The sequence below is a fragment of the Methanohalobium sp. genome (genome assembly GCF_046546175.1).
In the GTDB taxonomy this organism is placed as follows: Archaea; Halobacteriota; Methanosarcinia; order Methanosarcinales; family Methanosarcinaceae; genus Methanohalobium.
In genome coordinates, this window is the sequence record NZ_JBKGYF010000054.1 from 1 (window position 1) to 12,030 (window position 12,030).

Genomic DNA, 12,030 nt, shown 5'->3' on the forward strand with positions numbered 1-12,030 from the left:
TATAAATGTGAAATAGTTTACGAACATGAAACACAAAACCATGAATTAAACCACGAAAATGTAGCTTCAATAGACCTGGGGGTCAATAATGTCATAACCATGGTAAACAACATCGGTAAAAAACCGATTGTTGTTAAGGGTGGCATAGTAAAAAGTATAAATCAATATTTCAACAAAAAACTTGCAAGACTTAATTCAATCTACGATAAAATCGGTGTTGATGAAAGTAAAAAACTGAATAAATTATACCGCAAAAGGAACATGAAGATTAACGATTTCTTCCATAAAGTCAGTAAGAAAATCGTTGATTACTGCATCAAAAACAATATTAAAACCCTGATAATCGGATACAATCAGGGTTGGAAACAAAATTGTGGAATCGGAAAAGAGAACAATCAAAAATTCGTGCAGATTCCATTCTTCAAATTGAAAAATCAAATCGAATATAAATGCGAAGATGTAGGCATCAACGTGAAGTTTCAGGATGAATCCTACACATCCAAATGTTCTTTTTTAGATGGTGAACAAGTCAAAAAGAAAACCTGCTACCTGGGTCAAAGGTTAAAAAGAGGTTTGTTCCGGTCATCAAACGGTACAATCATCAACGCCGATGTGAATGGAGCTTACAACATCACGAAGAAAGCAATTCCCGGAGCTGTGAAGGGAATAAAGGGTGTGGCGTTACACCCGGTGAGGTTATCTCACGAATGTAATTGATAATAAAAATTGATATTAAATGGATTTGATTTTATCAATTGCAATGACGTGAACATCATCTTAAAGTATCTCGGCAAAATTTGGATGACAATGGTATTGACCTTGGTAATGAATCAACCATACTCAATGAAGTGGATGATGCCTATTTGCTGCTGGATTTCTATACCAATGAAGTATGGATATCCAAAGAAATAATAGTGGATGAATTGAAAAAATATCTCTCAGAAGAAGTGTAACTCAAAAAATAAGGTAAAAGGGTTAGATTATTCCCCTTCTACTTCAAGACCAAGAGCTTCTGCAACAAGAACGATGACGTCTTCTACTTCCATGTCTTTTGCGTCTACTGAATCTCTTGCATCTGATAGGTTTCTTTTACAGAATGGACAGGCGCTTGTGAGGATGTCTGCGTTAGTTTTGAGAGCATCTTCCATGCGTTCTTCTCCAACATTAAGTGCAAGATTTGGAATTCCAGCTTTCATACCTCCTCCTGCACCGCAGCAACGACTGTATTCTTTTACCCTATCCATTTCTATTAGTTTTATTCCTGGTATATTTTCAAGGACATATCTTGGCGCATCATATGTACCAACGTGGCGTCCCATGTGGCATGGGTCATGGTAGGTTACTGTTTTGTTGATGGATTTTTCCCACTTGATTTTGCCCTGCTTGATTAGGTCTGCAAGGAATTCAGTTACATGTACAATTTCAAATGGTAGAGGTTTCCCATATAATTTGGGCCAATCCACAATAGAAGTACGATAACAACCTGCGCATGCATAAAGGACCTTACTGGCTCCTTTGGCTTTTATATTTTCAACATTTTTTATTGTACAGTCTCTGGCAATGTTTTCAAGCTCGGATTGACCAGTCCTGAGGAGTGGTGAACCACAGCATAGTTCATCCTCTCCAAGCATAGCAAAATCAATACCCAGTTTATTAAGAACGCGTGCAGTAGCAACAGCAAGTTTGGTTTGTTTATACTCTGCGGTACATCCACCATAATAAACGATGTCAGCTTTTTCTTTAACTTCTATATCTTCAGGCATCCATGCTGTTCTTTTTTCGGCGGGTTCCATATATGGGTTACCGTATTCGGATACGAGTTTGAAGAAATATTTTTGTTTTCCATATGGACCCTGTCCGCGTTTTACAAGATTTGCACGCAGACCTTCCCAGAGATTTATGGTGTCAATACCTGATTCACACACAGTTTCACAAATACCACAGGTTGTACACTGGTACAAATCGGATGTGAATTCATCGAGTTCTTCTTCTGATATCTCCTTTGGACCAAAGAGCTTTGCTCTGAGCCCATAGGATTTGTTCATATAATCTCTCCACCTCAGGATTTTATCTCGAGGTGCAAGTCCCGGTTCCTGACCGGATGCGGAATATGTCGGACACCACTGAACACATTCCCCACACCTTGTACAGGAATCCATTTCCATAAGTTGTACAGCGGTTATTCCTCTAGTGTCAATAGATGGTTGTTTTTTAGCCATTGTAATTATTCACCTTCCTCTGCTTCTACATTTGCGAGAATTGTAAGTGGTGTTGCTATAATGTGTATATATTTACTGAACGGTATATAGGCTATACAAAACAGTAGTGATATAACAGCATGGAACAAAGCCATTTGTGGGGCAGCGTCTACTCCCCATTCAATTCCAAGCGCCCAGAAATCACCGATTCTAATACCTTGTGCTATAAATCCGGTGATTACAATAAATGTAAGGCCTGCAATCAGGACTGCATCATATGCGATTGTGCTTTCTCTGGCTCTTTTAACAAACAATCTTCTGAATATTGCAACTATAATTCCAAACAACAGAAGATAACTGAACAGGTCATTCCATGGTTGAAGTGTTTGTCTGAACGCCTCTGGATGGATATTGACTCCAGATAAACTTAGTAATTCTATTAAAAACATCAGTAGAGACAATGCAAAAAGTGTCATCCATCCAACAAAAATGGTGATATGCATAACCCATCTTAATTTACTAATTTTTATTATCCGTCTCTGCAGTAATATATCCAAAACTAAAGTTTTTAGAATTAATTTCCAGTCACCCTTTTTGGCAACATGCGATACGAATGTTTTCGGGAAGACCAGGATTCCTCCACCACCAGGTTCCTGTGCGTATCCGGTGGTTCCAAGTCCCCACTTTTTAATGTTCAAATACATTCCATAAAGGAATATACCTATAGCTATTACTGATAGTATCATAACCTGTACAAAGGTTATTCTCATTGCATCTGATATTCCAGAAAAATACTCCATGCTCATAAAATATACCTCCTGATGTAATAAAAGATTAATATAGTGGCAATTAATTGCTTTATAGGGGGTTCTAAAATCATTAAGTTGGAAGGATTGTAGTTTTAATTATATTTAAACGTTTCCGTATTCGATTATTTTATATATAAATATTATATAACACTGTGTTATTGTTTTTTCATTCAGTTTTCCCGGTTAAATAATCTGATATTTTATTTACATATTCAGACCTTGTTACTATAATAAGCTCGTCATTTTCTTCCAGTTTTGGTTTTCATCCGCAAGAATAAATTCACTCTTTCGATAAAGTCCGATAAATGCACTTTTTTCCGGTAATTCCAGTTCAGGATTTTTTCCCACGTAAATTATTATTAATATATACACTTGTAAAACGCACGTTTGCACGTATTAGGTTGCTCAATTATGTAGTATCTACCCTCTTAACACATCAATATATGAAAGTGGATGCTATATGAGAGGGGTTTATTATGTGGGCCAATCCCAACTTTTTGGCAACTTCTGTAAACTGCACGTCATCGACTCTAATAACTATATTGCTAATTTCTGCTTCCTTCGCCATAAGACCGATAAGTATATTATCCTGGTCGTGGGTTGTACAGGCAACAAGTGCATCAGCTTCCCTTATTTCAGCTTTTTCCAGTATATTTGGCTGAGTGCCTTCACCATGCATAACCGTACAGTCCCGTGATTCTGCCAGTTCTTTTGCAAGATCAGGTTTTTTTCTATCAATATCACTTCATTACCCTATGATATCATATTACGTGTAAAATCCAAACCAAGCTGGCTTGCACCAACAGTAATTACTTTTATACTTTATCACCCTGTCTATTATTTCTGGATGTCCATGTTCTTGGCATTAATAATATACATAACGGTATAATTTTAATTCTTTCAAGCAACATATCTGCACATAAAACCAGTTTAAGTGTAAGCGGCTTTACTGCGTCAGTAACACTTGCGGAAAGTTCAACTATACCTACTGCGCTGGACACCTCAAATATCGCGTCCATTATATTTATATCATGAATTATGAAAATGAATACAGAAACTACAAGTGTTAATGCATATAACATTACAATGGATATAAGTGCATATAGTTCGTTTGTTTCAATCACGTGGTTCTTTACTTTTAGGGGAGTAATTGCTTACCTGGGCAAAAAATAGTTGTAAAATATCAGTTGAATTACTTTTGCAAGCACAACAATTCGGAATATTTTGATTCCGCCTGCAGTGGATTTGATACTGCCACCAATCCATATCAGTCCACTAAGAAGCCCTTTGGATTAATCAGGCAGTGATTACAGGTCAACTGTTGAAAATCCAGCAGTAGTTAAAGCAGAAAACACCTGAAATCCTGCATCAGAGAATTGAATAATAAAAGATTCGATATCGTTTGATAATGTTAACAAATATATAGGTATACCAATTATCGCAATTATACAAAAATATCGGAATTGAAGATTATTGATCAGCATTTTTGGGTTTTTAAAGAATTCTGGGTACAGTGCAAAACTGGTAGACCCCATAATACAGGAGATGATAACTATAAATGGAATTATAAAACCTTCAAATGCGCCAATACTTTCTGCTTGTGTTGGAAAACCACCGATGGATACACTACTGAAAGGATGACAGATAGAATCAAATACTGACATCTCGCACAAAAACAGAAACAAAAAAGCAATTCCCGTAATTCCGGTATAGACTTTTCCAAGTAGATGAGTAGTTGCTATCACATTTGGTCGGAGTTTGGATCCTTAGTATGTTGTTTTGTAGAGTTTGAAGGCTGTAACTCCGGGATGGACAAAAACAGCCAGTACAACTATAATGATTCCTATACCTCCTAGCCATTGTGACCATGAGCATGTGAAAAAGAAAAGAGAGTTCATATCAGCAGGAGCCACGCTAAGACCGGTTGTTGTGATTGCAGATAGATACACTTTCAAAAAATGCATCGATAAACGGCATTCCCGTTGATAATGACATTGGTATTGAACTGATAAATGCTGAAATCGGGAATATAAGGCAGCTATGATGGTTGCTTATTTAGTTTCCAGTTCGAAGTCCGGCAACAAACGATATACAGGATATCCAGTAATAAGTGTAACAAAAGATGTTGCTGCATAATATATTGCAGAACCGGTCTCATCCAGAATAATTCCTGCAAACACCGGTACAAAAATAGCAACAGCGAATACGACCAGCAAGAGACCAATATATTTCAATATTGCTTTTGTATTGACAGGTGAGACAAGTTCATATATACTATATAATTAATATTGAAGAAAGAATTTAAAAAGGTTTTATAAGGATGATATCAGTTATGGTACAATAAGTACATCTGAATCACTATTTCTAATAACCTTCTCAGACACACTTCCAATTAAAAACTTTTCAATTCCGCTTTTTCCGAGGGTTCCCATTACAACCAGATTGATATTATTCTCTCTGGCAAAATCGATGATTTTTTCGGCAGGATCCCCTTCAAGTATGAATGATTTGACTTCTATTCCCTTAGCATTGCCAACTATTTCCACGTAATCAGTTGTGGATTTTTTGATATTGTCTTTCTCAACACCAAAAAAATTTGGAGTTATGTAGTAGCTACCAGTGGTTATAACATGTACTGCATAGACATCAGCACCTGTTTTTTTTGCAAAATCGATTCCAGTGGATATTGCATTCATGGAATTTTCTGAACCATCAGTAGCGATTAATATTTTTCTGTAATGTGTATCCACCATAACCATCCCAATAAATAATACAATTAAAATATGATATAGGTTTTGAAACAATGCCAGCACTCTATCATCTGTTATCCAAAAAATCCCTGAGTTTGGAATATGTGTATGTGTTTATGATATCCTCACTGGTCATCCACCCTTTTTTTGCTTGCCCTATACCGTATTTCATAAAATCTAGGTGGGATACATCGCGACTGTCTATATCCATACAGAATTTAACATTGTATTTTCTGGCACTCAGAACCATTTCATCATTCAAATCTAAACGCTGGGGGAGGCTGTTGATTTTCCAGTATTTTTACTTTTATCCTCTGCTGTTTCAAATATTTCATCAAAGTCTGCCTGGTATCCTTCCCTCTTCCTGATTAAACGAGCGGTTGGATGTCCCAGTATATCAAGGTGTTTACTGCTTAATGCAGTAATTATTCGTTCAGTCATCTCCTTTTTTGATGATTTAAATCTGGAATGAACAGAGTCGATAACTATATCCAGTTTTTTGAGTATATAATCTGGATAATCCATAGTGCCGTCTGGAAGGATATCTTCTTCAGCACCTTTTAAAATTTTTACTTTATAAACAAAGCGTAAAACCCTGATGTCTTTAGAGCTTGTCCGATAGAAATTCTGCAAAATAACATGGTAAGTATTATTGCTTAACTAATTATTGTCGGACAAGCTATTTAGCCAAGTGGTAGTTCACTTACATTTTTCATGGATTTATCCCCAATTCTTTGGGCTGCGAAATTATTAATAATTGGAACTTAAAACATCTAATAACAGCTATTTCATACAATACAGCAGGTCATTTTGATGAAAGAGGATGATAAATCTAGAGAGGAATTACTAAAAGACTTGAACGAACTTCAGAATGAAATTACCAGATTGAAAAAGAAAGAAAAACATTTGGAAGAGTTTAAAAATATTTTTGTTGAGGCTGAAAATTTAGCTCATCTTGGAAGCTGGGTCTGGGATATTGAGAATGACCGATTAACACTGTCTTCTGGATTCCAGCATATACTGGGATGTGAATTAGAGTACCCCGTATCTATGAATGACCTTTTATCAACAGCTTATCCTGATGATGTATCAGATATAAGTAAAAAATTAAAGGGGGCTCTAGACAACCCGGATGATGTTGAGCATATTGTTGAGCACCGCTTTATCCATCAATCAACTGGTGAAATACGATATTTAAAAGCATACGGCAGGTTGGTGAGAAACGAGGAAGACAAACCAGCCTAGATGTATGGAGCATCACAGGATATAACCGAGCATAAACTTGCGGATAAAAAATTACTTTTAATGAAAAATGTGGTTGAATCATCTGTAAATGCTCTGGCTATTTCTGATTTGGATGGATACCTGACCTATGTAAACCCTGAATTTTTGAAGATTTTGAATTATGACAGTGAATCAGAAGTTATTGGAATGCATGTGTCTGAATTCTGGCAGGAGAGTGAAAATGTATGGGATATTATCTAGGAATTGCATGAGGTAGGTAACTGGGAAGGGGAATTGAAACACAAATGTGGCGATGGTTCTATTGTTGACGTCTATGCTTCAGCAAGTCAGGTGGCTGATGAATCTGGAAAAACCACTGCCTTGATGGCATCTTTTGTTGATATTACTGAGAGTAAACATGCACAGGTGAAATTAAGAAAATCTGAGAAAGAAAAAAGTGCCATTCTTGATTCCACTTCAGAATTGGTGGTATATCAGGACACGGGTTGTAAAGTAATCTGGTGCAACAGAGCTGCAGGTGGTTCTGTAGGTGCCAAATCAGATGATCTGATAGGCCGCTATTGCTACGAAATCTGGCATCAAAGGAAAACTCCCTGTGAAAACTGTCCTGTGGAAAGGTCAATTAAAACCGGGAAACATGAAAAGGAAATAATAACATCTCCTGATGGTAGAATATGGCGAGTTAAAGCAGACCCGGCAAAAGATTTGAAAGGCAATATAATCGGTGCTATTGAAGTAGCTGAAAATATTACAGACAAGGTCAAAGCAGAAGAAAAAACCAGAGAATATGCTAAAGAACTTGAAAAAATTAATAATGAATTGGAAGAGCGTGTTGTTGAAAGAACAAGGGCTTTAAAAAAAGCAGAAGAGTTGAGAGAAAAGGAAATCCATCATCGTGTAAAAAATAACCTGCAGATAATATCCAATCTGCTAGAGCTTCAATCATCACATTTCAAGGATGAAAATGTAATCAAAGCATTCAAAGAATCACAAAACCGTGTGATATCAATGGCACTTGCTCATGAAAACCTGTACAAATCAACTGATCTGGAGAACATCAAATTTGATGATTATGTTATGAATCTGATGGACTATCTGATAAATGTGTATCAGAAAGATACAACTATTTCCACGAATATCGATATAGATCATGTTTATTTTAATATTGATACAATTGTGCCACTTGGTATGATTATCAATGAATTGATTTCAAATTCACTGAAATATGCATTTTTTGATGTTGATTATGGCAAAATCGCTATTGAACTTGACAGAAACAATAAAAGTCATACATTAATTGTAGAGGATAATGGCTGTTGATTACCCCATAATTTTGATTTTAAAGAATCCGATACACTTGGTCTGCAACTTGTCAATGCACTTGTGGAACAGATTAATGGTGATATTGAACTGGATAATAGTAATGGGTCAAAATTTACAATTATGTTTGATGTTAAACATTAACCTTGACCTTTATTAAGTTTCATTACAAATTATTGTTTAATGCATTCAACCCAATAATCAAACTATGCTGCGCAAATTATTATACTATCCATCAATTAACTATAACCGAGGGATTGTGAACATATGTTAAAAGCTTTGATATTTGATTTGGATGGTGTGCTGGTAAATTCAATGCCCTATCATGTGGAAGCAATGAAAGTTGCTTTTGATAATATTGGAGAGCGGATTAACAAACAGGATATCTATGAGCATGAAGGGTCAAGGACAGTTGATATCGTACGTGACCTGTTAATAAAAGCTAACAAAAATCCTGAATCATACAATCTTGAAGATATTATATATCAGTATAAACAGGAATTCAACAAAATCTCCAGACTGGAACCATTTAGAGGGTTAAAAGATGTCTTGTACACACTAAAAAATAAATATCATTTATGTGTCGTATCCGGTGCCGAGGAATCCATTGTACTTGACATACTTGAAAAATTGTATCCTGATGTATTCGATATAATCATCACAGCAAAAGATGTAGAAGACGGAAAACCTAACCCTGAGCCCTATTTAAAAGCGATTGAAAAATTAGGTGTAGAAAAGGATGAATGTATTGTTTTTGAAAATGCGGTTCTTGGTGTCGAATCTGCAAAAAGGGCTGGATTATACTGTGTAGCAATTCCGACCTATATTGACAGAAATAAGCTTGAGAAAGCAGATATAATCGTGGACGGCCATGATATGTTGAAACAATATCTGCTCAATCGTAAATGATATTATAAATAAAGAAAAAGAGGAGTTGTGTTACTCCTTTATTTCTGGCGTTTTCTGAACAGATAGGCAATAGTGAGTATCGCAATCAATCCGAACACACCAATTCCCGGTGCTTCACTGGGTGTAACTGTATAGGTACCGGTCTGACCATCAACTTCAACTGAGTAATTTCCAGGTTCGTTTTCTGTGTGTGTAAATTCTACTGTTGTAGAATTATTTGCACCCAGAGTGATTTGCTCCGAATCTTCCATGGTTCCGTTGACCATTAGTTCCACGGTGTAATCGCCTTCCATATTGCCTGTATTGGTTGCAGTAACCGCTATTGTAACCGCATTACCGGCTTTAACTTCAGATGGTGATATCGCCAAGTCTGAAATACTAAATCGTGCACCGGATTCAAGTATTTCTATATTTGCTTCAGCATCCTGGTATCCATCTTTGGATGCGGTTATTTTATGGACACCCGGATCAGTTGTTGTATAGTTTATTGTTCCGTCTTCTGATGTTTCACCAATTGATTCATCATCGTAGGTAATCTCTGCATCTTCTATAGGTTCGTTTCCTATTGCCTCGGTTACATTTATGGTTATTGAGTCACCTGCAAATATGTCATCAGGTGATACATCAATACCCATTCTGTTCTCCTGTGGACCTACTACTTCTATTTCTTTGCTTGCAGAGACAAATCCCTGTTTTTCAGCGGTGATTGTAAATGTACCTGTTTCATCAGCAGTATATTCAACAGTACCTTCCCTTGTGGTAGTTCCTATAGTTTCGTCATCAATTCTTACAGTGGCATCCTGTACAGTTGCACCGCGTGAGTTTATAGTTATATTAACAGTTGAATCCTGTGTGATGGTATCAGGTATATCTATAGATAGTTCATCACCGACACCGGTAGTAACTTCAACAAATGGGTAGTATATTACAGTACTTGAATCTGCAACCTTAAATTTGATATTATTCATTATATCGATGGAGTCATCCTGACCAAGGGTTATAGAATCGTCATTGCTCATTGTAATTTCAGATGCACTGACAGTGTCAACTTCCATCTTTCCATAATTGTCACCTTCATTAACTTCGGTATAATCCTCTGAAATCTGGAATACACCTTCTACAAACACAGCGTTTGTTTCGGTACCTCTGAATATGTTTTCAAAATTCACAGCGATAATCGGTACATCATCAGCAGACCCCAGATCTTTTTCATAAACATAGGTGTCGTCCCCTGAAACAACTCCGCTGTCTACCTGTTCACCATTTTTATGTAATTCCACAAAAACACTGTCACCTTCAAGGTCGACTTCTACGATGCGAAGCTTATATCCTTCTTCAAGTATAAGTGATGAACCTGAAAAGGTAGATTTGGTTTCATCATCGTCAATCAGAACTTTTGACAGCTGTCCATCAGACATCAGACTTACATCTTCATCAGCAAATTCTGTATCATCGGTGTATCCTGCAAAATATTTCTCAGCCATGAAACCAATGACTTCGTAGGTGTTGAAATCACCAAATTCAAATCTTACTTCAGCAGGTTGAGTTGTATATACAAGTTCCCCGTCGTCTATACTTCTTCCATCACGTGTAATTTCAATGGATTCTGTTTTTATACCTTCATCGATATCGTAATAGAATCCTTCAAAGTTTAAGGGAGTCCATTCAAAGGTTTCATTTTCCGTAACAGTTCCACGGAGTTCGTATGTTCCTGGTTCTGATATGTCCACAAACGGGCCAAATCTAAGCGTGTCATCATCTGCAACAATGAAATTGAGTTTACCCATTATGCTGATAGTATCTCCCTGGTTAAGAGATATTGAATCGTCATTGCTCATTGTAATTTCAGATGCACTGACAGTGTCAACTTCCATCTTTCCATAATTGTCACCTTCATTAACTTCGGTATAATCCTCTGAAATCTGGAATACACCTTCTACAAACACAGCGTTTGTTTCGGTACCTCTGAATATGTTTTCAAAATTCACAGCGATAATCGGTACATCATCTGCAGAACCTAAATCTTTTTCATAAGTATAGTAATCCCCTGCTGATACAATATCATTGTCTACCTCATCCCCGTTCTTTCTCAGCTCTACAAAAACACTGTCACCATTTAAATCAATTTCAATTATGTGAAGTGAATATCCTTCCTCAAGTTCAAGTTCTGAACCTGGGAAAAACGATTTACTGTCATCGGTGTCAGTTAAAACCTTTGCCAGTTGTCCATCAGACATCAGACTTACATCTTCATCAGCAAATTCTGTATCATCTGTGTATCCTGCAAAATATCTCTCAGCCATGAAACCGATGACTTGATAGGAACCGAAACCGTTGTACTCAAAATCAGTTTCAATTGGTCTGGTTGTATATTCCAGTTCACCCTCGCCTATATTCCTGTCGATGTCACTGATGGTCATTGTCTCAGAACTTTCGTTGGTGTCAAGGTCGTAATAGAATCCGGAATAACTCATGGCTGTCCATGTATAATCTCGACTTAAGTTATCATCAGCATCCCATATCCTGTTACCTGTTGTATTGTCAGCAGCTGCAGACACACCCGCAGTAGCCAGCAATCCGATGATAAATAATACTGTAAGTATCAATTTACTGTACAATTTCATATTGTTCACACTCCCTTTAGGGGGAATTTAATTAAAATGGTTATATTCTAAACTATTTTATAGTCTATAATTTACTAACTCCCCAATAATATAAACTCCATATATGGCAATAAACTTTTCGATGATTGTTGTATATAAAAGGAAAAGATGATTGTTGTATATAAAAGGAAAAGGA

Annotated in this window: 17 protein-coding genes; 7 read left to right on the forward strand and 10 right to left on the reverse strand. The window is 36.6% G+C overall.

What is annotated here, in order from left to right; genetic code table 11:
• Together ACLFMM_RS06705 and ACLFMM_RS06710 are read left to right on the forward strand one after the other, a co-directional pair.
• The coding region (locus ACLFMM_RS06705; RefSeq protein WP_410807950.1) for an RNA-guided endonuclease InsQ/TnpB family protein at positions 1 to 717 on the forward strand (717 nt) is incomplete at its 5' end.
• An 80-nt stretch (positions 718 to 797) separates the two neighbouring features.
• A complete protein-coding gene (locus ACLFMM_RS06710; RefSeq protein ID WP_410807951.1) occupies positions 798 to 953 on the forward strand; it encodes a hypothetical protein in 156 nt (51 codons plus the stop codon).
• A 27-nt stretch (positions 954 to 980) separates the two neighbouring features.
• Here ACLFMM_RS06710 and ACLFMM_RS06715 read toward each other — a convergent pair whose 3' ends face one another.
• The 5 genes from ACLFMM_RS06715 to ACLFMM_RS06735 form a co-directional block, all read right to left on the reverse strand.
• Entirely contained in the window at positions 981 to 2,219 is a 1,239-nt protein-coding gene (locus ACLFMM_RS06715) for a (Fe-S)-binding protein (protein WP_410807952.1), read from the reverse strand.
• A 5-nt stretch (positions 2,220 to 2,224) separates the two neighbouring features.
• Positions 2,225 to 3,004, reverse strand: coding sequence for a disulfide reductase (locus ACLFMM_RS06720; protein WP_410807953.1), 780 nt, complete (start codon positions 3,002 to 3,004; stop codon positions 2,225 to 2,227).
• Positions 3,005 to 3,443: 439 nt separating this feature from the next.
• Positions 3,444 to 3,686, reverse strand: coding sequence for an NAD-binding protein (locus ACLFMM_RS06725; protein WP_410807954.1), 243 nt, complete (start codon positions 3,684 to 3,686; stop codon positions 3,444 to 3,446).
• Positions 3,687 to 3,822: 136 nt separating this feature from the next.
• A complete protein-coding gene (locus tag ACLFMM_RS06730; RefSeq protein ID WP_410807955.1) occupies positions 3,823 to 4,131 on the reverse strand; it encodes a hypothetical protein in 309 nt (102 codons plus the stop codon).
• 183 nt (positions 4,132 to 4,314) lie between these two features.
• Positions 4,315 to 4,671 carry a potassium transporter TrkG gene (locus ACLFMM_RS06735; RefSeq protein ID WP_410807956.1) on the reverse strand — a complete coding sequence of 119 codons (357 nt, stop codon included), beginning with the start codon at positions 4,669 to 4,671 and terminating at the stop codon, positions 4,315 to 4,317.
• A gap of 124 nt (positions 4,672 to 4,795) precedes the next feature.
• Here ACLFMM_RS06735 and ACLFMM_RS06740 point away from each other — a divergent pair, with 124 nt between their 5' ends.
• Positions 4,796 to 4,993, forward strand: a complete 198-nt coding sequence (locus ACLFMM_RS06740) for a hypothetical protein (protein ID WP_410807957.1) — start codon at positions 4,796 to 4,798, stop codon at positions 4,991 to 4,993.
• 65 nt (positions 4,994 to 5,058) lie between these two features.
• Here ACLFMM_RS06740 and ACLFMM_RS06745 read toward each other — a convergent pair whose 3' ends face one another.
• From ACLFMM_RS06745 to ACLFMM_RS06760, 4 genes are all read right to left on the reverse strand, one after another.
• Positions 5,059 to 5,223, reverse strand: coding sequence for a hypothetical protein (locus ACLFMM_RS06745; protein ID WP_410807958.1), 165 nt, complete (start codon positions 5,221 to 5,223; stop codon positions 5,059 to 5,061).
• A 114-nt stretch (positions 5,224 to 5,337) separates the two neighbouring features.
• Positions 5,338 to 5,760 (reverse strand): universal stress protein, encoded by a 423-nt coding sequence (locus ACLFMM_RS06750; RefSeq protein ID WP_410807959.1) that lies wholly within the window; start codon positions 5,758 to 5,760, stop codon positions 5,338 to 5,340.
• A gap of 64 nt (positions 5,761 to 5,824) precedes the next feature.
• The gene (locus ACLFMM_RS06755; RefSeq protein WP_410807960.1) at positions 5,825 to 6,019 is read right to left on the reverse strand and encodes a hypothetical protein; all 195 of its coding nucleotides are present in this window, start codon (positions 6,017 to 6,019) and stop codon (positions 5,825 to 5,827) included.
• 2 nt (positions 6,020 to 6,021) lie between these two features.
• Positions 6,022 to 6,390, reverse strand: a complete 369-nt coding sequence (locus ACLFMM_RS06760) for a hypothetical protein (RefSeq protein ID WP_410807962.1) — start codon at positions 6,388 to 6,390, stop codon at positions 6,022 to 6,024.
• 180 nt (positions 6,391 to 6,570) lie between these two features.
• Between ACLFMM_RS06760 and ACLFMM_RS06765 the strand changes: the two genes are divergently transcribed.
• The 4 genes from ACLFMM_RS06765 to ACLFMM_RS06780 all read left to right on the forward strand — a co-directional run bounded on the left by ACLFMM_RS06765 (position 6,571) and on the right by ACLFMM_RS06780 (position 9,231).
• Positions 6,571 to 7,002: a PAS domain-containing protein gene (locus ACLFMM_RS06765; protein WP_410807963.1), complete on the forward strand. Its 432-nt coding sequence runs from the start codon at positions 6,571 to 6,573 to the stop codon at positions 7,000 to 7,002.
• Positions 7,003 to 7,242 (forward strand): PAS domain S-box protein, encoded by a 240-nt coding sequence (locus tag ACLFMM_RS06770; protein WP_410807964.1) that lies wholly within the window; start codon positions 7,003 to 7,005, stop codon positions 7,240 to 7,242. It abuts the gene before it with no gap.
• 3 nt (positions 7,243 to 7,245) lie between these two features.
• Entirely contained in the window at positions 7,246 to 8,322 is a 1,077-nt protein-coding gene (locus ACLFMM_RS06775) for a histidine kinase dimerization/phosphoacceptor domain -containing protein (RefSeq protein ID WP_410807965.1), read from the forward strand.
• A 267-nt stretch (positions 8,323 to 8,589) separates the two neighbouring features.
• On the forward strand, positions 8,590 to 9,231 hold the full coding sequence (locus tag ACLFMM_RS06780; protein WP_410807966.1) for an HAD family hydrolase: 642 nt from the start codon (positions 8,590 to 8,592) through the stop codon (positions 9,229 to 9,231).
• A 38-nt stretch (positions 9,232 to 9,269) separates the two neighbouring features.
• Here the strand turns inward: ACLFMM_RS06780 and ACLFMM_RS06785 are convergent, their stop codons facing one another.
• Positions 9,270 to 11,855 (reverse strand): S-layer protein domain-containing protein, encoded by a 2,586-nt coding sequence (locus ACLFMM_RS06785; protein ID WP_410807967.1) that lies wholly within the window; start codon positions 11,853 to 11,855, stop codon positions 9,270 to 9,272.
• Positions 11,856 to 12,030 lie beyond the last annotated feature (175 nt).

Coding starts and splice junctions, on each gene's coding strand:
- ACLFMM_RS06715 (WP_410807952.1), bottom strand. CDS start 2,219: ATGGCTAAAAAACAACCATCTATTGACACTAGAGGAATAACCGCTGTA.
- ACLFMM_RS06720 (WP_410807953.1), bottom strand. CDS start 3,004: ATGAGCATGGAGTATTTTTCTGGAATATCAGATGCAATGAGAATAACC.
- ACLFMM_RS06725 (WP_410807954.1), bottom strand. CDS start 3,686: ATGCATGGTGAAGGCACTCAGCCAAATATACTGGAAAAAGCTGAAATA.
- ACLFMM_RS06735 (WP_410807956.1), bottom strand. CDS start 4,671: ATGTCAGTATTTGATTCTATCTGTCATCCTTTCAGTAGTGTATCCATC.
- ACLFMM_RS06750 (WP_410807959.1), bottom strand. CDS start 5,760: ATGGTGGATACACATTACAGAAAAATATTAATCGCTACTGATGGTTCA.
- ACLFMM_RS06765 (WP_410807963.1), top strand. CDS start 6,571: ATGAAAGAGGATGATAAATCTAGAGAGGAATTACTAAAAGACTTGAAC.
- ACLFMM_RS06770 (WP_410807964.1), top strand. CDS start 7,003: ATGTATGGAGCATCACAGGATATAACCGAGCATAAACTTGCGGATAAA.
- ACLFMM_RS06780 (WP_410807966.1), top strand. CDS start 8,590: ATGTTAAAAGCTTTGATATTTGATTTGGATGGTGTGCTGGTAAATTCA.
- ACLFMM_RS06785 (WP_410807967.1), bottom strand. CDS start 11,855: ATGAAATTGTACAGTAAATTGATACTTACAGTATTATTTATCATCGGA.